Origin of the sequence: Streptomyces venezuelae (assembly GCF_008642315.1) — a bacterium.
GTDB lineage: Bacteria > Actinomycetota > Actinomycetes > Streptomycetales > Streptomycetaceae > Streptomyces > Streptomyces venezuelae_D.
In genome coordinates this window covers 6,201,551-6,223,730 of sequence record NZ_CP029192.1, presented here as the reverse complement: position 1 = coordinate 6,223,730, position 22,180 = coordinate 6,201,551, and the positions used below count along the sequence as shown (strand labels likewise).

The window sequence follows — 22,180 nt, the reverse complement described above, 5'->3', positions numbered from 1 at the left end:
TTCCAGTATGTCCAGAGACGACCACCCCGGCGCCCGTATCGCGAAGTACAGGAAGCTGGCCGGATACACGCAGGACGGCTTGGCCAAGAAGATCGGGTACTCGTACAGCCTTCTTCACCAGGTCGAGGGTGGCCACAAGGCAGCGAGTCCCGCCTTCACTGCGGCTTGCGCTCGAGTGTTGCGGGTGGACGTGACCACCCTGACAGGACAGCCGTACATGACCGAGCTGCAGCAGGACCGGCTCGCCGGGCTGATCCGGCCCATCCGTGAATCGCTCGACCTGTTCGACCTCGGCGCCGACCCCGACGTGGCCACACGCGAGACGCCGCAGCTGGTGGCAGCAGCAGACACCCTGTGCCAGCAGGTTCGGGCCACCCAGCTCAACAAGGCTGCCGTGACACTGCCTCTGCTGATCAGCGAACTCACGACGGCGGCCTACCGCACCCCGTCCACAGAGGTATGGGCCGCGCTTGGGTCCACCTACCGGACTGCTCACGACGTGACGGTCAAGCTCGGCTTCTACGACCTCTCGACCATCGCGCTCGACCGTATGGAATGGGCCGCGCAGCGGGCCTCCGATCCGGTGCTCTCGGCCGTGCGCCAGTACATGCGCGGCCTCGTCTATCACCGTGAGGGCGAGCACACCATCGGGCTTCGCCTCGTAAACGCAGGCCATCGCCTCCTCGACGCGACCGGTGAATCCCCGGAGTCCCTGGCCGTGGCCGGACAGCTGCACCTCGGCGCCACCGTCATCGCCGCGCGCGCCCGCGATGAGGCCGCAGTGCAGGAGCACTTGCGGGAGGCCAAACAGATCGCGAAGCGGGCCGGCGCCGTCGAGCATGTGCACTGGCTGTCGTTCGGGCCGACGAACTGGGCCGCACACGAGCTGTCCGCGCTGACGGAGATGGGCCAGTACGGCAAGGCTGTTGAGAAGGCACGGAAGATCAAGGTGCCTCACACGTGGCCCACTTCCCGTCGTGCTCACGTACTGATCGACCGGGGTCGGTCGGAGATGGAGACGGGCCGTACAGAGGCAGCGCTGAAGTCCATCGCCAAAGCGCGCGAGGTCGCGCCACAACAGACTCGGTACCACCCGGGCGCACGCGCAACGATCGAGGGGCTCGTGCACCAGGCGCGCAGGACTCCCGACGCCCTGGGCCACATGTCTGCGTGGCTCGGCCTGTGACATCCACTGTCACTGAAGAGTGACAGTTGGTCCCCTTTCGCTTCGTCACCCTTGTCGGACCGAGGGAAGACGCAGACGGCAGGGGCAGACGGTGAACACGCATCAGACATGCAGTGCCGCGTTCGACTGGCTGGCGCGCGCGCAGGCGGCGCCGGAGCAGGCACACAAGGAGTGGATGCAAACAGGCATCGCTCTCCTGCCGCTGGGGAAGCGGTTCAACTCCGTATACCTGCCCGCCCCGCTCGTGCACGTCGCGCTGGGCACCAGTGACTCGGACGACGTGGTTCGCGCGCTCGCCGAGCTGCTCGGCGGACCGGTCATCCACAACAGGCCGCAGCACCAGTACTACGCGCTCGTCGAGCTCACCAACGCGCAGAGGTGGACGCAGGAGTACCCGCAGGCCCCGATGCTGGGCGCTGGGCAGTTCCTGTCCGTACCGGCCTCCGACCTCACGGGCCCGACCGGCCTGTACTGGACGGTGCGGCCCCGCATTGTCGGCGACCTGTGCGCCATCCCGTCCGTCGCCGCGCTCGTCCACATGGCCCGCGACCCGCGACGGGCGGGCGCACGATGAGCACCGAGCCGCTGGCCGTCTGGGTTTTCAGCCCTGAAGCGGCCTCGCAGACCGTGGACGGGATGCTCCGAACGCACCAGCTCGGTTGCCTCGCCTGCCGAACCGAGGAGTGCGAGGAGGGCGCACGGATGCGCCGGGCACTGCGCGCGGTACACACCGTGCTGCAGGGCCCCGAGCCCCCCATGCCCCTCGGAGAGGTCCCTCAGTGACCGACACCCCGGCAGACCCGGCCGAGCCGCTGCCGTTGCCGTGCTCGCCGTGCCTGCGACGCCTGGTGACGGATACGCCGGAGCCGCACGACTGCGACCAGATGACTCGGGTCAGCATCGCCCGTGGGGGCGAGCTCGTCGTCGGCGCCGAGCAGAACTGCCCGTGCATCTGCCCGCGCCAGATGGAGAGCGCGGCGCTGAAGACAGTGCGCGCTCAGGCCCGATCCTCGGCCCGAACGGACTGAACTACCCCCACGTACTCCTGCCGTGCACGCGACAGGTGACCTAGCCCTGACCCGGTCAGGGATCAACCCATCAGGAGGCGCCCCATGGGCACGCTCACCAACGGCCGCACCACGATCCCGTACGACAACTGGCACGCGCCGCACCTCGACTGGCGGAAGGCCGGCAAGACCGACCTCGACCCGATTCTGAAGGAATGCGTGATCCTCGCCGCGGCGCCGGACGCCCAAAACCACCCGCACCACAGCATCCCCGACGGGACACGCATGATCGCGATCAGTGACGACAAGGACCCGGAGTCGCCGGTCCTGTACATGAGCCGGGCCGAAATCTCCAAGTTCTTCGACGGGGTGGTCAACGGTGAGTTCGACGAGTTCCGGGCGAGCGAGGACGAGCTCGAAGCAGCTGCCGCCACAACCTGATCCGCCCGCAGCAGGCGAGGCTGGGCAGGCACCGGCCGACAACCGTCAGTCACTCGAAGGCGGTCCGGTGTGCAGCGCGCACACGGGCCCGCCGGCGTCGACGATCCGCAGCAGTACGGGTACTCACATCTGCCACGTCTGTACGCCCCTCGGGCGGACGCCTGCGGAGACGTACGCGGTGGTCCGGCGACAGAACGCCGTGCTGGACAGCCCCTACTGGCGCGTGCGCGCACCAGCAACCTGACGTGTGCGGTCTCGACCGGTTCCCCCGATCCGGCCGAGGCCGCACCCCGCTACACGAGATCGCGCAGCGGCACGCCGAGCGCGTCGGCGATGCGGACCGGGTTGTCGACGATGGGCGAGGCGTGCCTCCGCTCGATGCGGTTGACCGACCGGCAGTCGAGCCCGGCGCGCTCGGCGAGGCCCTCTCGGGTGAGGTTCGCGTGGAAGCGTGCGGCTTGGATGCGGGCGCCGACGGCCCGGCGGGCGGCGAAAACGCGGGGCGAGGGCGGAGCGGGCTGTCGCGCGGCCTGCGGGTCGGGCCTCACCGCTCGGGCACCGCAGGAGGTCACGAGCGCGCGTCTGGCGCGCGTAGGAAGACGCGCCAGCCCTCGTCGAGAGCGACTCTTTGCAAAGGGTCTCGCCCGTCCAGTCCCTCGGACGAGTGATGAGCGCCTCATGATCGCCGGGGGATGTGGACTGTTAGTGGACTCAGAGCGCAAAGAGGCCCCCTGACCGAACACAGTCAGGGGGCCTCAAAACAGGCTTTCACCTGCTGCTTGCTACCGGTGGGCGCGGACGGTTTCGAACCGCCGACATCCTCCTTGTAAGGGAGGCGCTCTACCCCTGAGCTACGCGCCCGGGAACGAGTGGACAGCCTACCTTGCCGCAGGCAGTGCCCCGCAAACCCCTTTTGCGCCGCTGCGGGGAGGGTGGCGGGCTGGGCGGTCAGGGGGGTTAACCCCACCTCGGAATCTGCGGCGGCCTGGATCCTCCCGGCTCGGGCGGTTCCGTAGAGTCTGTCGGGAGAGAGCAAGATCATTCCAGGGGGAGTCCGTCATGACCGTCCACGCCCGTCGCTCGCGCGCCGCCCGCGCCACCCGCGCCCTCGCCGCCGTCGGCGCGACCGTGGCCGTCTCCCTGCTCGTCGGCGCGTGCGGGGCGGACGCCGACGACGACTCCGAGCCGGAGCACCGGACGTTCGCCCTGGCGGGGAAGACGCTGACCGTCGAGTCCAGCGACTCCTCGCTCGAACTGGTCCCGGCGGGCGAGGGTGCCAAGGGCGTGCAGGTGACCCGGTGGTTCGACGGGGAGACTCTGCTCGGCGGGGACCCCAAGGTGACGTGGGAGATGGACGGCGACCGGCTCACGCTCGGCATGTCGTGCTCCGGAGTCATCGCCAACTGCTCGGCCAAGCACCGCGTGGAAGTGCCCCGCGGGGTCGCCGTGAACGTCGAGAACAGGGACGGGAGTGTCACGGCGAGCGGGTTCCGGGACGCGATGAAGGTGCGTACGCGGGACGGGTCCGTCACCGTCAAGGACGCCGGTGCCGCGCTCGACCTGAACAGTTCCGACGGGTCGATCACCGTCGAGGGGGTGAAGGGCCGCCTCGACCTGCGCAGCTCCGACGGATCCGTCACCGCGCGCGACGTGACGTCGCGGCGCGTGGCCGTCGACGCCAAGGACGGGTCCGTACGCCTGGAGCTGGCCTCCGTGCCCGACCGCGTCGAGACCCGTGGCAAGGACGGCTCCGTCGACATCGCGGTGCCGAGGACGAAGGACGGCGAGCGCGTCCGGTACGACGTGCGGACCGAGACCTCCGACAGCGCCGTCGACGTGTCGGTGCCCAGGGACGACAGCAGCCCCCACCACATCTCCGTCCACAGCGCCGACGGCAAAGTCACGGTGCGCAGCGCGAACTAACGGGCCCGTGTATTCGTCTTCAACCGGTGGGAGAATGTGACACCGGGCAGGGCGGATGACAGCACGGGAGAGGGATAGTGACGGCGACACCTTCGCAGCCGTACACACCGGACAGAGCGGGGATCAGGGGCGCGACGGCCCGCGGGCGCGCACGCCCGGGCCCCCTGCGTGACACCCTCGCCCTCGTCACCGCCGTCACGCTCTCCCTACCGCTGCTCGCCCTCGCCGTCCCGGCCGCGTTCGCGGGCGGCGGCACCCGGCGCTGGTTCGGGGGGCGCGGCGAGAGCCTGCGGGCCGAGGCGCAGGCGGCGAAGGACGCCGCCGCCGCGGCCTTCTACGAGTTGGACACCGCCCAGCGCGACCTCCGCATCTCCATCGAGACGATCGTCGCCGTCGACTCCTCGCCCGCGGCCCAGCGCGCCGTCTCCGACTTCGAGGCGATCGGGCACCGCATCGACGAGGTCAGCCACCAGTACATCAGCGCGGTGGACGCCCATGACCTGGACCGGGACGACCTGGAGTCCTCCGTCGCGGCCCGCGCGAGGACCGAGCTCACCGCCGCGAAGACGGAGCTCGGCAAGGCCAAGCAGGACCTGGAACGTTTCCAGCAGGGGCTCGGGCCGCTGCTCGACAAGGCGGAGACCCAGCTCGCCCGGCTCGCCCCCGCCGTGGAGCGGGCCCGCCAGACGCTGCTCGCCGCCAGCAACGCCCTCGACTCCGTGCGCGCGGCCGGCCTGAAGGCCGACGACCTCGCCGCCCGCCTCGCGGCCCTCGGCCCCGAGCTGACCAAGCTCAACCAGGGCGCGGGCCGCCACGGCGTACCGGAGACGCTGCAGCGCGCCGACCGCGTCCTGCGCGACGCGGAGGCCGTGCGCGCCGAGGCCGAGCGGCTGCCCGAGCGGGCCGCCGAGATCGACCGCCGCCTGGTCTCGCTGCGTACCCGCGCGCAAGCCCTGACGACCCGCACGGGCCAGGTCGACCCCGTCCTCAGCGAGCTGCGGCGCCGCTTCACCGCCGCGTGCTGGCAGGACCTGCAGCACGTCCCCGACCAGGCCGCGGAGAACGTGCGCCAGGCCGAGGCCAAGCTGAAGGAGGCCCAGCAGGCGCGCGCCGAGCAGCGCTGGCCCGACGCCACCTCGCGGCTGTCCACGGTCCGGGCGCTGCTGAACACGACGGACGAGGCGGTGTCGGCGGCCGGCGACCGTCTCCAGCGGCTCAACGCGGTGTCCAAGGACCCGCAGCAGGAGATCGAGCGCACCCGCTTCGCGATCCGGGACGCGCAGCGCCTGGCGATGGCGGGACGCCAGACGCCCGAGCAGCGCCACGCCCGGCCGCTCGACGAGTCCGTGGCGCGCCTGGACCGCGCGGTGGCGTCCCTGGAGGGCCGCCACCCCGACTACTGGCACTTCCTGACCGAGACCGAGGCGGTCCGCACGACCGTGGCGCGCGTGGTCGCGCAGATACGGGAGGAGCGGGGGCAGGGCGCCTGACGGGTCCCGGGTCCGCACCCGGGCCGACGCGCACGCCTACGTGTGGCAGGAGGCCCCGTACGGACGGATCCTGGAGTCACGTGCGAGTCACGTACGCACCAGGAGGCGGCCATGGCCACACATGTGCTTCATCCGGGGACGAAGCGGGGGCAGCGGAAACGCCGTGAGCGGCGCCGCATCACGCTCGACGAGCACCTGCCCGTCGACCACCGGCTGAACCAGGTCTACCGCGCGGGCGCGGGGCTGATGGGGCTCGTCCTGCTCGCGTTCGGCGTTCTCGGCCTCATCGACAAGATCGGATTCTTCGACACGCGGGGCGACACGGTCGCCGGACTCAGTACGAACGGTGCCCTCAGCGTCCTGTCGATCGCCGTCGGGCTGCTGCTCCTGGTCGGCATGGTGATCGGCGGCAACTTCGCCTCGACCCTGAACATGGTCCTGGGGATCCTGTTCGTGGTCAGCGGCTTCGTCAACCTCGCCCTGCTGGACCGGAGCCAGAACATCCTGGCCTTCCGGATGCAGAACGTCCTCTTCAGCTTCGTGGTGGGGCTGCTGCTCATGGTCTTCGGGATGTACGGCAGGGTCAGCGGCGGTCTCTCGCCCGACAACCCCTACTGGAAGGCGCGCCACCCGGATCACGCCGGCTGAAACGGCTGTGCGAATGTGGGGAGATGCTCGACTCTTCCTCGGTCTTTCCCGCGGCTCTCCGGGCGCGGCGCCTCGTCGCCATCGTGCGCGGCTCCGACCCCGACGCCTCCTTCCGTACGGTCATGACGCTCGTGGAGTCCGGCGTCCCTCTCGTCGAGGTCTCCCTCAGCGGCGCCGACGCGCTCGGCGTGCTGCGGCGGGCGCGGGCCGAGCTGGGCGCGGAGGCCTGGCTCGGCGCGGGGACGGTCCTGACCGCCGACGACGCGCGCCGGGCGGCCGACGCGGGCGCCAACCTGATCGTCACGCCCGGTCTCGGTGAGGGCGTCGACGAGGCAGTCCGGCTCGGCCTTCCGGTGCTCGGCGGCGTCCTCACGCCCACCGATGTGATCGCGGCCCGGGCGGCGGGCGTGACGGCGCTGAAGATCTTCCCCGCGTCGGCGATGGGCGGGCCGAGCTACCTCAAGGCGTTGCGCGCCCCGTTCCCGGACGTCCCGTTCGTACCGGTCGGCGGCGTGGACGCGGTGGCCGCGGAGGCGTATCTGGAGCTCGGCGCGGTCGCGGTGGGCGTCGGCTCGCCGCTGATCGGCGACGCGGCCGACGGCGGCGACCTGAACGAGCTGCGCGCGCGGGCGGCGGAGTTCGTCCAGGTGACGGAGAAGGCGACGCCCCGATGACCCACACTCCGCACGCCCCCGCTGCCCCCGACGTCCTCACCCTCGGCGAGACCATGATGGCCCTGCGCGGCGGCGGCCCCCTCAAGCTGGGCGGCACCATGGACGTGTCCATCGCCGGGGCCGAGAGCAACGTCGCCATCGGCCTGTCGCGCCTCGGCCACGCCGTCCGCTGGGCGGGGGCGGTCGGTGACGACGAGGCCGGCGAGCTGGTGCTGCGCACGCTGCGCGCGGAGGGCGTCGACGTCGGCGCCGCCACGCGGGATCCGTCGGTGCCGACGGGTCTGCTCCTCTTCGAGCCTCGGCTGCCCGATGTGACCCGCGTGCACTACTACCGCGCGGGCTCGGCGGGTTCACGCCTGACGCCCGCCGCCGTGGACGCGGCGTTCGCGGGCGGGGCGCCGCGCGTCCTGCACCTCACCGGCATCACCCCGGCCCTCGGCCCGTCGGCGGCGGAGGCCTGCCGACGCGCGCTGCGGCTCGCCCGCGACCACGGCACGCAGGTCTGCCTGGACGTCAACTTCCGCTCCCGCCTGTGGAGTGCGGACGAAGCGGCGACGGAACTCCGCGGGTGGCTCCCCTACGTCGACGTACTCATCGCCTCCGACGACGAGCTCCCCCTGTGCCTCCCGACCCCCTCCCCCGATTCCGAGTCGGAGAAGTCCCTCCTGTCCGGGGGAATCCGCGAACTCGTGGTCAAGCTCGGCGCCCGCGGCGCGACGGTCCACACGGCCGACGACACGCTGCACTCCCCGGCACGGCAGGTCCAGGCGGTGGACGCGGTGGGAGCGGGCGACGCGTTCGTGGCCGGCTACTTGTCGGCGCTGCTCGACGACGCGGACGTGGCGACCCGACTGGACCGCGCCGTCACCACGGGCGCGTTCGCGGTGGCCTCCCGGGGCGACTGGGAGGGAGCCCCCACGAGATCGGAACTCCCCCTGCTGACGGCGGCAGCGGGCACGGTGGTCCGCTGACCCGACGACTGCGGCGCGGAACAGGGCGGCCCCTTGGGGGCGCGACTGCGGCGCGGGCCAGGACGGACCACCTAGCGGCGCAGCTGCGGCGCGGGCCAGGACGGACCACCTAGCGGCGCAGCTGCGGCGCGGGCCAGGACGGACCACCTAGGGGCGCAGCTGCGGCGCAGGCCAGGACGGACCACCTAGGGGCGCGGGGAACTGCGCGACCAGCCGAGACGGACCCGCAGCTCACCACCTCAGCCGCAGCAACCGCCCCCACAACACCCACCGCCGCCACCGCCGGCCGCAGGCGCGGACGAGGACGACGGGGACGACGCGGAACCGCCCACCGCCACCGCGGAAAGGAGCTTCACCGTGTCCGCGTGCCCCGCAGGGCACTCCGCCGGCGCCCCCGACTCCGCCATCGGACGCGACAGCTCGAACGTGTCACCACAGGACCGGCACCGGTACTCATAACGAGGCATGGCCCCAGGCTACTGGGGCCCCACCGCCGACAGGAACGCTCCGGCGATCTTCTCCCCCGCCGCGATCCCCCGCTCCGGAAGCACCGTGAGCCCCGCCGCCACGAACCCCGTGTCCGCGAGCTCCCCGTGCCCCGGCCGCCAGGAGCGGTCCGCCGCGAGCAGCAGGTCCGCGTCGAGCAGCGAGTCGCCCGCGGCGAGGATCTCCTCGGCCCCGGCGCGCCGCGCGACCTCCCGCACGGCCGCGCTCTTGGTGAGCGGCTTCGGTACGGCGTACAGCTTGCGGCCCTGGAGCGAGACCGTCCAGCCCCGCTCCTCCGCCCAGACGGCGAGCTCCTTGACCCACTCCTCGGGCAGGAGCTCCCGATCGACGACGAGGTACGCGAAGAGGTCCTCGGCGACGCGTTCCTTGAGCAGCCAGGCGGGATCGGCGGTGCGCACGAGATGCGCGCGGACCTCGTCGAGCGTCGCGCACTCCGCGGCGAGGCGGCGCGCGACCGTCGCCTGCCAGTCGGGGTCGGAGACGCCGTCGACGAGCAGGTGCCCGCCGTTGGCGCAGACCGCGAACTTCGGCGCGGGCCCGGGGAGATGGATGCGCCCGTACTGTTCGCGCGTGCGCGTCGTGGTCGGCACGAAGATGGCCGTGCGGGCCAGCTCGTCGAGGAGCCCGGCGGCGGTCTCGGTGACGTACGACAGCGGCTTGCCCTCGTACACCTCGACGCAGAGCAGCCGCGGCGCCTGTGCGTCCGGCATGGTCAGGCCGAGCGCGGCGGCGGAGTAGATGAGGGTGCGGTCGAGGTCGCTGGCGACGATTCGGGTCGCGGTCATCGGGACGTCACCGCCTTGCCGTCCGCGCCCGTCGCGCCGCGCGTGTACTGGGGGTGGATCAACCCGACGCAGGTGTACGGGAGTTCGTCGACCTCCTCCACCGGCACGCCCCGCTGCTCGGCGAGCAGGCGCACGTGGTCGAGGTCCGCGCCCGCCCCCTTGCGGGCCAGGATCTTCCAGGGCACGCGGCGCAGCAGCACGCGCGTCGTCTCGCCGACGCCCGGCTTGACGAGGTTCACGTCGTGGATGCCGTACTCCTCGCTGATCCGCTCGACGGCGGCCCAGCCCTCCCAGGTGGGCGCGCGGTCGGCCGAGAGCAGTTCCTTGACGCGTACGTCCACCGCGTCGGTCACCTCGTCGAAGCGCGCGGCGACCGCGTCGACGAAGTGCACGGACACGTCGGCGTCGGCGAGCTCGCGGTAGAACTTGCCGCCGTGGAAGTCGTCGGGGCCGACCAGGTCCGCGCGCAGGACGGTACGTGAAATCAGGCCGGAGACCGTGGAGTTGAGGCAGGCGGAGGGGATGAGGAAGTCCTCGCGGGTGCCGTAGGTGCGCACGCACGAGCCGGGGTCGGCGAGCACGGCGATCTCCGGGCTGAAGCCCGCGGGGCCGCCCGACTCCTCGAACTCCCTTACCGCGTCGGCCAGTTCGCGGGTGATCGCGCCCTTGCCGGTCCAGCCGTCGACGAAGACGACGTCGGCCGGGTCGTGGTGGGCGGCGAGCCAGCGCAGGGCGTTGGCGTCGATGCCGCGGCCGCGGACGATCGACACGGCGTAGTGCGGCAGGTCGAGGCCGTGCCGGTGCGCGGCCCAGCGCCGCATCAGAACGCCGACGGGGGTGCCCGCGCGGGCCAGGGAGACGAGGACCGGACGCGGGGACCGCTCCGCGAGCACGGTCTCGGTGACGGTTCCGACGGCCTGCGCGATGCGGGCGGCGGATGTGTCGAGCGCGGCGCGGAACAGCTCCTGGTAGCGCTCGCTCGGCTGGTACTCGACGGGCAGCGACTCGGCGTAGTGCGCGCCGCCGCTCTGTATCGCCTCCTCGCGTTCCTCCGTGGGCGCTTCGAGCGTCACGTCCGAGAGGTCCTGGAGCAGCCAGCCGACGTCTTCGGGCGCGTACGAGGAGAAGGCGGGGCCACGGAGTGGCTCGGGAAGCATGCGGGACCTTTCAGGAACCTGCTCGGGCACGTGTTCAGGGATGCGCTCAGACGCGTACTCGGGTACGTACGACGGGACCACCGCAAGCAGGACGCGTCCGGTGTGTGCGGACAGCTGCGCCAACAGCCCTCCCCGGGCGTGCAGTTCGGGCGTGTCGGCGACCGAGTCCACGACGGCGACGATCGCGTCGAAGCCGGCGCCCGCGACGTTGTACGCGTACCGCGTGCCGGGTCCGTCGGCGGGCTCGTCGTGCGCGGGGAAGGCGAGGCGGGTGCGTATCGCGTAGCCGGGGTCGTCCACGGCGAGGACGGGCGAGCGGGTCGTGGTGGAGAACCGCACCTCCGCCCCGGTCCGGCGTTCCAGCTCGACGCCGAGCGCCAGCGGGGCGTACATCAGCTCTTCGAAGCCGAGGACGAGCACGCGGCCGCTGCCGCCGCGCGCGCTGTCGGGCAGCGCGTCCGCGATCCGGGCCGCCATGCCGGGCAGGGCCGCGTCGAGGGCCGCGCGGTGCGCGGGCGTGAAGCCGTGCCGTCCGCCGTCGGGAACGCCCGCGGGCCAGCCGAGTTCGACGCGGTCGACCGGACCGCGCTCCCCCCGCGGCTGCGGGACGGCGGCGCTCCCTGACCCGCCCTCGTGCTCGGCGACCAGCGCCTGGCCCTTCTCCAGGACGCCGTCGGGCAGCCGCACCGTCCCGGACGCGGCCGCGACGAGGTCGACGCGCGCGCCGATCTCCCGGGCGAAGTCGGCGAGCCGCCCCTGGTCCTCGGGCGAGCGCATGTCGACGAGCGCCACGATGACGTACCGCCCGCGGGGGAAGCGCTCGTGGAGGGCGCGCACGGTGTTCAGGACGGTGTTGCCGGTGGAGAACTCGTCGTCGACGAGGACGAGCGGCCCGTCCCCGGCGAGCAGCCAGGGGTCCTCGGGCAGCAGCAGGTGCGAGGTGGCGTGCGAGTGGGACTCCTCGAAGCCGCCCGCGCGCTCGACGCCCTCGACGGGGCGCCGGGTGGAGTGCAGGTAGGGGGCGAGGGCGACGCCGTCGGCGACGGCGTGGCCGAGGCCGGTCGCGGTCTCCGCGTAGCCGAGGACGACGGCGCGCGCGGCCTCCTCGTCGCCGAGGAGGTCCCGCACCCGGACGCCGAGGTCGCGCCCGGCCGCGTACACGACCGAAGGGAGCTGCGGGACGTGCTTGCCCAGGACGTTGGAGACCAGGAGGTGAGCCCGCTTGGGGTTGCGGCGCAGGGCGAGGCCGAGCATGCCGCGCAGCGTCTCGTCGCCGTCGAGGCCGACCCCGAGCCGCTCGGCGACCCAGTCCCCCGTCCACACCGGCGTGTCCGGCACCGCGTTCTCGCTCTCCGATATGTGCGTCATATTCCTTTTATTCATCAGCTGGGAAGACCCGCCGTCAGCAGTTCCACGAATCCGACGTCCTCCCGCGCGACGCCGAAGACCTCGGCGCGGCGCAGCGTCCGCTCGGCCCAGGCGCGGTGCGGCTTCACCTCGTTCATCTTGTTCGTGTACGAGGAGCGCAGGACCCCGCCGCCGTCCCGCTCCGGGCGCAGGATGTCCTCGGCGTCGCTGAACTCCTCGTGGCTGACCACGGAGAGCGCGTGCACGGGCAGTACGTGCGAGGGGTGGATGCAGGTCTTGCCGAGCAGGCCGTTGGCCCGGTCGAGTTCGATCTCGCGGAGCAGGCCGTCCATGTCGTGCTCGATGAGGGCCTGGCGCAGTTCGTCGGCGCGACCCTCCAGGAAGGGGCTGCGGCGCAGCTGCGGCTTGAACATCCGCTCCTGGACCCGGAAGTACTCCCAGACGGGTCCGGTCACGGTGAAACCGGTGCCGTCGGCCCTGCCGAGCACGTTGACCACGTCGGCGATGACGGAGGCGACGATCTGCACGTCGTACGCGGTCATGTCCGGCGGCCTGCGCAGTCCGTACGCCGAGCAGAAGTCGGTGACGCCGAGGCGCAGCGCGAGGATCCGGTCGCGGTACTTGTCGACGGTGCGAGCTATCCCGGAGAGCGTCTCGGCACGGCTCTCCAGGTGCAGCAGCTCGGGCGACTCCAGGACGGGCATGGCGAAGAGCCGCCGCGCCGGGCCGCCGGAGTGAGGCCCACCAGGGCTCGCCGGAAGCTCCGCCTCCGCGGCCACGAGGGCCTCCAGGAACGGAACGCCCCGCTCCTCGGTGAACTTGGGCAGCACGAATCCGGACAGCAGGCGGACGCTCGCGCCGAGCCTGCGCACCATGTCGGGTATCTGCTCGGCGGCGCGGACCCGGACGAAGAGCAGGGGCGGCTCCACGTCCCGCTCCGCCAGGTCGGCGAACTGCCGGACCAGGTTCTCCTCGGCGTCGGCGACCTCGGCGTCGTCGATGGAGTCCTCCAGGCAGACCACCATGGAGGTCACGCCGCGCCCGGCCTGTTTCAGGATGTCCTCGGCGAGCCGGGGGCGGGTGGCCGGGCTGTAGAGCGTGGCGCCCAGGGCGGGCGCGAGCAGGTGGGGCGGGGAGTCCGCGGTGAAGGCACACGGCTCCCGGTGGAAGAGGCGGTGCCGCACCTCTGGGGCGATATGCCCGAAATGACGCATGTGATTCCCTGCTATCGCCTGTTTCGTCGACGTGGACCGTTCTGATGTGGCCGGTAATAGTACGTAGAGACGGGTGCCGGGGGTTCCCTCCGGGCATGAACTTCAGGTAACCCGGCCATGTCACACATGCTCACCACACAACCGTCGCACGCTCGCACCACCCGCAGGTCAGGAGCATGGTGACGCGGCCGGGACCTTGGGCCCCCCGCGTTGTCCCACCCCTGTGGGGGAAGGCAGGATGACCGCATGACGCACGCGATGTTGAAGGGGTCGAACGTCCCTCTCGAAGCCTCGGCCGTCCGCGCCGTGCTGCGCTGGACCCCCGGCCAGGGCGTCCCCGACGTCGACGCGTCGGCGCTGCTGCTGGGGGGCGACGGGCGGGTGCGCTCGGACGAGGACTTCGTCTTCTACAACCAGCCGCGCCACCCGGCGGGCAAGGTCTGGCGGCTCGGCAAGAAGCGGACCGCCGAGGGCCTGACCGACACCATCCAGACGGACCTCGCGGGCATGGACCCGGCCGTGAGCCGCGTGCTCCTCGCCGCGTCGGCGGAGGGCGTCGCCTTCGAGCACGTGCCCGCGCTGCGGATCCTGCTGTACGACGCCGCCGTCGCCGACGGCGAGCCGCTCGCCCACTTCGACATCACTCCGCAGACCGGCGAGGAGACCGCCCTGATCTGCGGGGAGCTCTACCGTCGCGGCGAGGGCTGGAAGTTCCGCGCGCTCGGCGAGGGGTACTCCAACGGCCTGGAGGGTCTCGCCTCCGACTTCGGCATCTCCGTGGACGACTCGGACTCCGCGGCCCCGGAGCCCGCGCCCTCGGCATCCTTCCCGCTGCCGCCCCAGCAGCCCATGCCGCAGCACCAGCCCGCCCCGCAGTCGCCGCCGCAGCCCTCGTACGGCTATCCGCCCGAGCCGCCCCGGCACCCGGCGCCCCAGCCCTCCTACGGCTATCCGCCGGCCGCGCCCACCCAGCCGACCCCGATCGTGCAGCCGGCCCCGGTCGCCCAGCCGTCGTACGGCTATCCGCAGCCGGTGACCCCGATGCCGGACCCGAACTTCCGCCTGCCTCCGCAGGGGCCGCAGTTCCTGTCCCGCTGACGGGGCCCGCACGGGCTCAGCCCACCTTGGACTTGTAGCCGCGGCCCCACTGGAGCCCCCAGCCGTACAGCCGGTCGAGCTCGGCCTGGAAGCCGTAGACGAACTTGACCTCGCGGCGCACGATCAGCTCGTCCTTGACGTTCTCGATGGAGACGACCGCGCACGAGCGGGCCTGCGGCTGCCGCTCGTCCAGGTCGATCTCGATCCGGGGGCCGTTGCTCGGGTAGAGCGTGACCTTCGCGTGCGTACGGTCGAAGGCGGGGGTCTGGTCGTAGATGTACACGAACACCAGCAGCCGCTTGATCGACTCCCGGTGGTCGAGGTTGACGTAGAGCGTCTCGCCCGAGCCGGAGCCGAACCGGTCGTCGCCGCTGCCCTTCACGTACGGCGGGGAGTTGAGGCTTCCGAAGAAGTTGCCCAGCGGCTGCACCACGCCCTTGTCGCCGTCGGTCAGCTCGTACAGACAGCCCAGGTCGAGGTCGACGTTGACCATGCTCTGGGTGTGCGCCTGGACCGGCTCGGGCCGGAACATCTGGAAGGGGTGCCGCAGCAGACCGCCGCCGCGCGGCTTGCCGATCAGGTCGGACGTCCGCATCTGCCAGGACAGGTTGACCCGCAGGTTGCCGGTGGCCGCGCCCTGCTTGGAGAGCGAGACCGTCGGGTGCCGCTTGGTCAGTTCGATGGAGTTGGTGGCGGCGCTGCCCGATTCATAGTCCGTCGAACGCCCACGCCACAGACCGTCCCAGAAGGACATTCCGCCCCCAAGTGCCCTTGTGCCACCTACGAATGCCATCACGAAAACCGACGGGGCGGCCATGAGGACATCTCCTCGACGGCCGCCCCGCACAGAGCGTTCCTCGCCCTGGCCGTCGTCACACTCCGGGGACCGGAATCGGACAGCTCGGCAAGGGAATCAGTCAGTCTCAGACGCCCGAGGAGACCTCCGCCTTGTCTCCGGAGTTCCCTTGTCCCTCGGCCGCCGCGAGCCGCTTGTTCCTGATCACCGACGAGATGAAGGACCAGGCGATCAGGATGACGCCGACGGAGCCGGTGATGACCTCGTGGATCTCGTACTGGATCGTGATCAGGAGGATCACCGCGAGGGCACCGATCGCGTAGTGCGCGCCGTGCTCCAGGTACACGTAGTCGTCGAGGGTGCCCTGGCGGACCAGGTAGACCGTGAGGGACCGGACGTACATGGCGCCGATACCGAGACCGAGGGCCATCAGCACGATGTCGTTGGTGACGGCGAAGGCACCGATGACACCGTCGAAGGAGAAGGACGCGTCCAGGACCTCGAGGTAGAGGAACATGAAGAACGCCGCCTTGCCGGCCAGGACGACCGCAGGAACCTTCTTCCCCGACTTCGCGGCCGCTTCCTCCTCCTCGTGCTCGCGCTCCTCCTCTTCCTCGAGCTTGTTCTCGAAGTATCCGGAGAGGCCGCCGACCACGAGATAGGTGATCAGACCCGCGATGCCCGAGATGAGGACTGTCTGCGCCTTGTCCACATGTGCGCCGCCGTGCTGGTGGGCGTGGGTGGCGAAGGTCATGGCGGTGACCAGGAGCACGACGAGCGCGATGCAGACCGACAGCATGTCGACCTTGCCGAGCTTGGCGAGCGGACGCTCCAGCCAGCCCAGCCACTTGATGTCCCGGTCCTCGAAGATGAAGTCGAGGAAGATCATCAGCAGGAACATGCCACCGAAGGCGGCGATCGACGGGTGGGCGTCGGTGACCAGCTGCTGGTACTGGTCCTTGTCGTTGAGCGCGAGGCGGACGGCCTCGATCGGGCCGATCTTGGCGCTGATGGCCACGATGACGACGGGGAAGACCAGCCGCATGCCGAAGACCGCGATCAGCACACCGACGGTGAGGAAGATCTTCTGCCAGAAGGCATTCATCTTCTTCAGGATTCCGGCGTTGACCACCGCGTTGTCGAAGGACAGCGAGATCTCGAGGACGGAGAGGATCGCCACGACGCCGAAGCCTGTCCACCCCCCGTAGAACACCGCGGCGACCAGGCCGAGCGCGGTGACCGCGAACGACCAGCCGAAGGTTTTCAGAAGCACTGGCTACCCAATCGTGTGTGTACGGGCTCCCGTGTAGCGGTCTCCCCCGCGCCGGTCCCCTGCTTTACGAAACGTTGACCCCGAAGTCTAGAGCGATGCCGCGCAGACCCGACGCGTACCCCTGCCCGACTGCACGGAACTTCCACTCTCCCCCGTACCGGTACACCTCACCGAAGATCATCGCCGTCTCCGACGAGGCGTCCTCACTGAGGTCGTAGCGGGCAAGTTCCTGGCCGTCCGCCTGGTTCACGACGCGGATGAACGCGTTGCTGACCTGGCCGAACGTCTGGCCCCTGTTGTCCGCGTCATGGATCGAGACCGGAAAGATGATCTTGTCGCAGTTCTCCGGGACCTTGGAGAGGTCGATCAGGAGCGACTCGTCATCGCCGTCGCCCTCACCGGTGAGGTTGTCGCCGGTGTGTTCGACGGAGCCGTCGGGGCTCGTCAGGTTGTTGTAGAAGACGAACCACTCGTCGCCGAGGACCCGGCCCGCGTTGCACAGCAGCGCGCTGGCGTCGAGGTCGAAGGGGGCGCCGGTGGTGGAGCGCGCGTCCCAGCCCAGGCCGACGAGGATCTGGGTGAGGTTCGGTGCGGCCTTGGAGAGGGAGACGTTGCCTCCCTTGGCGAGCGTGACGCCCATGGTGAAGTCCTCCCCGTGATGACGGAATCCCCCGGGCGGCGGTGGCCGCGCACGGGGTGATGAGCACGTCCGGCGCCGCACCTGGGAAGTGTGCGGCGCCGGACGGAGAGCGCTGGGGTGTGCTCGGCTCAGACGTTGACGCCGAAGTCCTGCGCGATGCCGCGCAGACCCGAGGCGTAGCCCTGGCCGACCGCGCGGAACTTCCACTCGGCGCCGTGGCGGTACAGCTCGCCGAAGACCATGGCGGTCTCCGTCGAGGCGTCCTCGGAGAGGTCGTACCGCGCGATCTCGGCGCCGCCCGCCTGGTTCACGACGCGGATGAACGCGTTGCGCACCTGGCCGAACGACTGCTGGCGGTTCTCGGCGTCGTAGATCGAGACCGGGAAGACGATCTTCTCGACGTCGGCGGGGACCGCGGCCAGGTCGACCTTGATCGCCTCGTCGTCGCCCTCGCCCTCGCCGGTGGTGTTGTCGCCGGTGTGCTCGACGGAGCCGTCGGGGCTCTTCAGGTTGTTGAAGAAGACGAAGTTCTGGTCACTGCTGACCTTGCCCTCCGCGTTCGTCAGGATCGCGCTTGCGTCGAGGTCGAAGTCCGTACCGGTGGTGGTGCGGACGTCCCAGCCGAGGCCGACCAGAACCGCGGTCAGGCCCGGCGCCTCCTTGCTCAGCGATACGTTGCCGCCCTTGCTGAGGCTGACTCCCACGAGTCCTCCCAATTGGTGTCCAGGGGCGGGGAGCCCCAAGCGTTGCGTTGCCATCGGATCAACGTGTGGATCCTAGTGACCGGTTCCCGGCCGCGAGCGAAAACAGGGTTCGCTCAGAGCGTTTCGAGCGCCTCGACGTACTCGTTCAGGTCACGCGCGTCGGGCAGGTCGTTGACGACCGTCCAGCGGACCACGCCCTCCTTGTCGATGATGAAGGTGCCGCGCACCGCGCAGCCCTTCTCCTCGTCGAAGACGCCGTACGCCCGCGAGACATCGCCGTGCGGCCAGAAGTCCGAGACCAGCGGGTACTCCAGACCCTCCTGCTCGGCGAAGACGCGCAGCGTGTGCATGGAGTCGTTGGAGACCGCGAGCAGCTGGGTGTCGTCGTTGACGAACTTCGGGAGTTCGTCACGGAGCGCGCAGAGCTCGCCGGTGCACACGCCGGTGAACGCGAACGGGTAGAACAGCAGCACCACGTTCTTCTCGCCGCGGAAGTCGGACAGCTTCACGGTCCGGCCGTGGTTGTCCTTCAGCTCGAAATCCGGGGCCTTGGTGCCGGCCGCGATTCCATCGAGCGCCATGTGTACGCATCCCTTCGACGGGCCCGTTCGGGCTGGTGGGGCTGTTCGGGTGAGTCCACCCTACGTCCGTGCGATCCGCACGGCCCGTACCCCACATGTGCCACACGCATGCGTGAGGCTCCCCACCGACCAGCAGGTCGGCGAGGAGCCTCACCAGCACTCGTCGCGGCGGAGCGCTATCGCTTCTTGGCGGCGCCCTTCGGCGTGTTGAGCCGGCTGCCGCTCCAGTCCTTGCCGGCGTTGATGCTCTTGGTCGCCGACAGCCCGGCGGTGGTGGCCGCCTCACCGATCTCGCTCGGCTCGACGTACCCGTCACGACCGGTCTTCGGAGTCAGCAGCAGGATCGAGCCGCCTTCCTCCATGTACGCGATGGCATCCACCAACGCATCAGTCAGGTCCCCGTCGTCCTCACGGAACCAGAGCACCACGGCGTCAGCCACGTCGTCGTAGTCCTCGTCGACGAGCTCTGTGCCAGTAGCCTGCTCGATGGCCTCGCGGAGCTCCTGGTCGACGTCGTCGTCGTAGCCGATCTCCTGGACCACCTGGTCGGGCTGGAAACCAAGCCTTACGGCAAGGTTCGTCTCCGCGTGGTCCGCGGTCGCGCTCACGGATTGCCTCCTGATCATGTTTTTGGGAATGCCTGTCAGCCACGCGCGTGCGCGGGGCGTTGGCCGTAGTCCACACGGGCGGGACGGATCGCGCAAGTACCCGGCCGCCGAGACCGCCGAAACGGTGACGTTCCCGACCGTGTCGCCGCAACTGTCGCCACATCCGTACGAGACCGAACGGCTCTGCGAAGCGGTTAGGCAGGATGGGCGTATCGTTGCGATTTGGGCCGAGCCTACCCCAGGGGCGGCCGACCGGGCGTCTCGGTTACCTCTCGGTAGACATGACGTTTGCGTCCGCGAGGTACACGATGGGGAGCGGTGCACGGCCAGGTATGCCCCAGGCGAAAGCCCCAACAGCGAAGGAACAGCGTGGCTTCCGGATCCGATCGCAACCCGATCATCATTGGCGGCCTGCCGAGTCAGGTCCCGGACTTCGATCCCGAAGAGACCCAGGAGTGGCTCGACTCCCTCGACGCCGCGGTCGACGAACGCGGCCGTGAGCGGGCCAGGTACCTGATGCTCCGGCTGATCGAGCGCGCGCGGGAGAAGCGCGTCGCCGTGCCGGAGATGCGCAGTACGGACTACGTCAACACGATCGCCACCAAGGACGAGCCGTTCTTCCCCGGCAACGAGGAAATCGAACGCAAGGTCCTGAACGCCACCCGCTGGAACGCCGCGGTGATGGTCTCGCGCGCCCAGCGCCCCGGCATCGGCGTCGGCGGCCACATCGCCACCTTCGCCTCCTCCGCCTCGCTCTACGACGTGGGCTTCAACCACTTCTTCCGCGGCAAGGACGAGGGCGACGGCGGCGACCAGATCTTCTTCCAGGGGCACGCGTCCCCCGGTATCTACGCCCGCGCCTTCCTCCTGGACCGGCTCTCCGAGCAGCAGCTCGACGCGTTCCGCCAGGAGAAGTCGAAGGCCCCGAACGGCCTCTCGTCGTACCCTCACCCGCGCCTGATGCCGGACTTCTGGGAGTTCCCGACCGTCTCCATGGGCCTCGGCCCGCTCGGCGCGATCTTCCAGGCCCGCATGAACCGCTACATGGAGGCGCGCGGCATCGCCGACACCTCCAAGTCGCACGTGTGGGCCTACCTCGGCGACGGCGAGATGGACGAGCCCGAGTCTCTCGGCCAGCTCTCCATCGCCGCCCGCGAGGGCCTGGACAACCTGACCTTCGTCGTCAACTGCAACCTGCAGCGCCTCGACGGCCCGGTGCGCGGCAACGGCAAGATCATCCAGGAGCTCGAGTCCCAGTTCCGCGGCGCCGGCTGGAACGTCATCAAGCTGGTCTGGGACCGCAGCTGGGACCCGCTGCTCGCGCAGGACCGCGACGGCGTCCTGGTCAACCGGCTCAACACCACGCCCGACGGCCAGTTCCAGACGTACGCGACCGAGACCGGTTCGTACATCCGCGAGCACTTCTTCGGCGACGACCACCGCCTGCGCGCCATGGTCGAGAACATGACCGACGAGCAGATCCTGCACCTGGGCCGCGGCGGTCACGACCACAAGAAGGTCTACGCGGCGTACGCGGCGGCCAAGGCCCACAAGGGCCAGCCGACGGTGATCCTCGCGCAGACGGTGAAGGGCTGGACCCTCGGCCCGAACTTCGAGGGCCGCAACGCCACGCACCAGATGAAGAAGCTCACGGTCGACGACCTCAAGGGCTTCCGCGACCGTCTGCACATCCCGATCACGGACAAGCAGCTGGAGGACGGCGCCCCGCCGTACTACCACCCGGGCCGCGACTCCGAAGAGATCCAGTACATGCACGACCGGCGCCAGGGCCTCGGGGGTTACGTCCCGACCCGCGTCGTGCGCTCCAAGCCCCTCCACCTTCCGGAGGACAAGGCGTACACGGCCGCGAAGAAGGGTTCGGGCCAGCAGTCGATCGCCACCACCATGGCGTTCGTCCGCATCCTGAAGGACCTCATGCGGGACAAGGAGATCGGCAAGCGTTTCGTGCTGATCGCCCCCGACGAGTACCGCACCTTCGGCATGGACGCGTTCTTCCCGAGCGCGAAGATCTACAACCCGCTCGGCCAGCAGTACGAGGCCGTGGACCGTGAGCTCCTCCTCGCGTACAAGGAGTCGCCGACGGGCCAGATGCTGCACGACGGCATCTCGGAGGCGGGCTGCACGGCGTCCCTGATCGCCGCCGGTTCGGCCTACGCGACGCACGGCGAGCCGCTGATCCCGGTCTACGTCTTCTACTCGATGTTCGGTTTCCAGCGCACCGGCGACCAGTTCTGGCAGATGGCCGACCAGCTCGCGCGCGGTTTCGTCCTCGGTGCGACCGCCGGACGCACGACGCTGACCGGCGAGGGCCTGCAGCACGCGGACGGCCACTCGCAGCTGCTGGCCTCCACGAACCCGGGCTGCGTCGCCTACGACCCCGCGTTCGGCTACGAGATCGCACACATCGTCAAGGACGGCCTGCGCCGGATGTACGGCCCCGACAGTGAGGACGTCTTCTACTACCTCACCGTCTACAACGAGCCGATCCAGCACCCGGCCGAGCCCGCCGACGTGGACGTCGACGGCATCCTCAAGGGCATCTACCGCTTCAAGGCGGGCGAGCAGGGCGCCATCCCGGCGCAGATCCTCGCGTCCGGCGTCGCGGTGCCGTGGGCAGTCGAGGCGCAGCAGATCCTGGCCTCGGAGTGGAACGTCAAGGCGGACGTCTGGTCGGCGACCTCCTGGAACGAGCTGCGCCGCGAGGCGGTGGACGTGGAGCGCCACAACCTCCTGCACCCGGAGGAGGAGCAGCGCGTCCCGTACGTGACGCGGAAGCTGTCCGGCGCCGAGGGTCCGTTCGTGGCCGTCTCCGACTGGATGCGGAGCGTCCCGGACCAGATCTCCCGCTGGGTGCCCGGCACGTACCAGTCGCTGGGCGCGGACGGCTTCGGCTTCGCGGACACGCGTGGTGCGGCCCGCCGCTTCTTCCACATCGACGCGCAGTCGATCGTGGTCGGCGTGCTGACCGAACTGGCGCGTGAGGGCAAGGTGGACCGCTCCGTCCTGAAGCAGGCGGTCGACCGCTACCAGCTCCTCGACGTCGCGGCGGCCGACCCGGGCGCCGCGGGCGGCGACGCGTAGGCAGCAC

General features: G+C 70.5%; 22 protein-coding genes and 1 tRNA gene. 11 read left to right on the top strand and 12 right to left on the bottom strand.

Annotated elements, in window-relative coordinates:
- The first annotated feature begins 7 nt into the window (after nt 1-7).
- The 4 genes from DEJ48_RS27285 to DEJ48_RS27270 all read left to right on the top strand — a co-directional run bounded on the left by DEJ48_RS27285 (nt 8) and on the right by DEJ48_RS27270 (nt 2,634).
- Nucleotides 8-1,186: a helix-turn-helix domain-containing protein gene (locus DEJ48_RS27285; RefSeq protein WP_150218879.1), complete on the top strand. Its 1,179-nt coding sequence runs from the start codon at nt 8-10 to the stop codon at nt 1,184-1,186.
- A gap of 175 nt (nt 1,187-1,361) precedes the next feature.
- Nucleotides 1,362-1,760 (top strand): hypothetical protein, encoded by a 399-nt coding sequence (locus DEJ48_RS27280; RefSeq protein WP_190537624.1) that lies wholly within the window; start codon nt 1,362-1,364, stop codon nt 1,758-1,760.
- Nucleotides 1,761-1,965: 205 nt separating this feature from the next.
- On the top strand, nt 1,966-2,214 hold the full coding sequence (locus DEJ48_RS27275) for a hypothetical protein (RefSeq protein WP_150218877.1): 249 nt from the start codon (nt 1,966-1,968) through the stop codon (nt 2,212-2,214).
- 84 nt (nt 2,215-2,298) lie between these two features.
- Nucleotides 2,299-2,634 (top strand): DUF397 domain-containing protein, encoded by a 336-nt coding sequence (locus DEJ48_RS27270; protein ID WP_150218876.1) that lies wholly within the window; start codon nt 2,299-2,301, stop codon nt 2,632-2,634.
- Between the two features lie 293 nt (nt 2,635-2,927).
- On the opposite strand, the gene DEJ48_RS27265 is transcribed toward DEJ48_RS27270, so the two are convergent.
- Both DEJ48_RS27265 and DEJ48_RS27260 read right to left on the bottom strand, forming a co-directional pair.
- The gene (locus DEJ48_RS27265; protein ID WP_223832219.1) at nt 2,928-3,182 is read right to left on the bottom strand and encodes a helix-turn-helix domain-containing protein; all 255 of its coding nucleotides are present in this window, start codon (nt 3,180-3,182) and stop codon (nt 2,928-2,930) included.
- Nucleotides 3,183-3,423: 241 nt separating this feature from the next.
- A tRNA-Val gene (locus DEJ48_RS27260) sits at nt 3,424-3,495 on the bottom strand.
- A gap of 198 nt (nt 3,496-3,693) precedes the next feature.
- Between DEJ48_RS27260 and DEJ48_RS27255 the strand changes: the two genes are divergently transcribed.
- The 5 genes from DEJ48_RS27255 (at nt 3,694) to DEJ48_RS27235 (ending at nt 8,340) form a co-directional block, all read left to right on the top strand.
- A complete protein-coding gene (locus DEJ48_RS27255) occupies nt 3,694-4,557 on the top strand; it encodes a DUF4097 family beta strand repeat-containing protein (protein ID WP_150218874.1) in 864 nt (287 codons plus the stop codon).
- Nucleotides 4,558-4,634: 77 nt separating this feature from the next.
- A complete protein-coding gene (locus DEJ48_RS27250) occupies nt 4,635-6,047 on the top strand; it encodes a hypothetical protein (RefSeq protein ID WP_150218873.1) in 1,413 nt (470 codons plus the stop codon).
- A 111-nt stretch (nt 6,048-6,158) separates the two neighbouring features.
- Nucleotides 6,159-6,695, top strand: coding sequence for a DUF4383 domain-containing protein (locus tag DEJ48_RS27245; RefSeq protein ID WP_150218872.1), 537 nt, complete (start codon nt 6,159-6,161; stop codon nt 6,693-6,695).
- A 23-nt stretch (nt 6,696-6,718) separates the two neighbouring features.
- The gene (locus DEJ48_RS27240) at nt 6,719-7,369 is read left to right on the top strand and encodes a bifunctional 4-hydroxy-2-oxoglutarate aldolase/2-dehydro-3-deoxy-phosphogluconate aldolase (protein ID WP_150218871.1); all 651 of its coding nucleotides are present in this window, start codon (nt 6,719-6,721) and stop codon (nt 7,367-7,369) included.
- A complete protein-coding gene (locus DEJ48_RS27235; protein WP_150218870.1) occupies nt 7,366-8,340 on the top strand; it encodes a sugar kinase in 975 nt (324 codons plus the stop codon). The genes DEJ48_RS27240 and DEJ48_RS27235 overlap by 4 nt, the downstream gene beginning before the upstream one ends.
- Nucleotides 8,341-8,579: 239 nt before the next feature.
- Here DEJ48_RS27235 and DEJ48_RS27230 read toward each other — a convergent pair whose 3' ends face one another.
- Genes DEJ48_RS27230 through DEJ48_RS27215 form a run of 4 tightly spaced genes read right to left on the bottom strand, consistent with a single transcriptional unit; the run spans nt 8,580 to nt 13,371 of the window.
- A complete protein-coding gene (locus DEJ48_RS27230) occupies nt 8,580-8,807 on the bottom strand; it encodes an FmdB family zinc ribbon protein (protein WP_150218869.1) in 228 nt (75 codons plus the stop codon).
- 9 nt (nt 8,808-8,816) lie between these two features.
- Nucleotides 8,817-9,632: an HAD family hydrolase gene (locus tag DEJ48_RS27225; RefSeq protein ID WP_150218868.1), complete on the bottom strand. Its 816-nt coding sequence runs from the start codon at nt 9,630-9,632 to the stop codon at nt 8,817-8,819.
- On the bottom strand, nt 9,629-12,157 hold the full coding sequence (locus tag DEJ48_RS27220) for a phosphoribosyltransferase (RefSeq protein ID WP_190537622.1): 2,529 nt from the start codon (nt 12,155-12,157) through the stop codon (nt 9,629-9,631). Before DEJ48_RS27220 ends, DEJ48_RS27225 begins: the two co-directional genes overlap by 4 nt.
- 14 nt (nt 12,158-12,171) lie before the next feature.
- Nucleotides 12,172-13,371 (bottom strand): HpcH/HpaI aldolase/citrate lyase family protein, encoded by a 1,200-nt coding sequence (locus DEJ48_RS27215; protein ID WP_150218866.1) that lies wholly within the window; start codon nt 13,369-13,371, stop codon nt 12,172-12,174.
- Between the two features lie 246 nt (nt 13,372-13,617).
- Here DEJ48_RS27215 and DEJ48_RS27210 point away from each other — a divergent pair, with 246 nt between their 5' ends.
- On the top strand, nt 13,618-14,469 hold the full coding sequence (locus tag DEJ48_RS27210; RefSeq protein ID WP_150218865.1) for a TerD family protein: 852 nt from the start codon (nt 13,618-13,620) through the stop codon (nt 14,467-14,469).
- Between the two features lie 16 nt (nt 14,470-14,485).
- Here the strand turns inward: DEJ48_RS27210 and DEJ48_RS27205 are convergent, their stop codons facing one another.
- From DEJ48_RS27205 to DEJ48_RS27180, 6 genes are all read right to left on the bottom strand, one after another.
- Entirely contained in the window at nt 14,486-15,223 is a 738-nt protein-coding gene (locus tag DEJ48_RS27205; RefSeq protein ID WP_150218864.1) for a Tellurium resistance, read from the bottom strand.
- A gap of 169 nt (nt 15,224-15,392) precedes the next feature.
- On the bottom strand, nt 15,393-16,538 hold the full coding sequence (locus DEJ48_RS27200) for a DUF475 domain-containing protein (protein WP_150218863.1): 1,146 nt from the start codon (nt 16,536-16,538) through the stop codon (nt 15,393-15,395).
- A 64-nt stretch (nt 16,539-16,602) separates the two neighbouring features.
- Nucleotides 16,603-17,178, bottom strand: coding sequence for a TerD family protein (locus tag DEJ48_RS27195; RefSeq protein ID WP_150218862.1), 576 nt, complete (start codon nt 17,176-17,178; stop codon nt 16,603-16,605).
- Nucleotides 17,179-17,306: 128 nt separating this feature from the next.
- Entirely contained in the window at nt 17,307-17,882 is a 576-nt protein-coding gene (locus DEJ48_RS27190; RefSeq protein WP_055545611.1) for a TerD family protein, read from the bottom strand.
- A 113-nt stretch (nt 17,883-17,995) separates the two neighbouring features.
- The gene (locus DEJ48_RS27185; RefSeq protein WP_150218861.1) at nt 17,996-18,463 is read right to left on the bottom strand and encodes a peroxiredoxin; all 468 of its coding nucleotides are present in this window, start codon (nt 18,461-18,463) and stop codon (nt 17,996-17,998) included.
- Nucleotides 18,464-18,639: 176 nt separating this feature from the next.
- Entirely contained in the window at nt 18,640-19,071 is a 432-nt protein-coding gene (locus tag DEJ48_RS27180; RefSeq protein ID WP_150218860.1) for a DUF3052 domain-containing protein, read from the bottom strand.
- A gap of 369 nt (nt 19,072-19,440) precedes the next feature.
- Between DEJ48_RS27180 and aceE the strand changes: the two genes are divergently transcribed.
- A complete protein-coding gene (gene aceE, locus DEJ48_RS27175; protein ID WP_150218859.1) occupies nt 19,441-22,173 on the top strand; it encodes a pyruvate dehydrogenase (acetyl-transferring), homodimeric type in 2,733 nt (910 codons plus the stop codon).
- Nucleotides 22,174-22,180 lie beyond the last annotated feature (7 nt).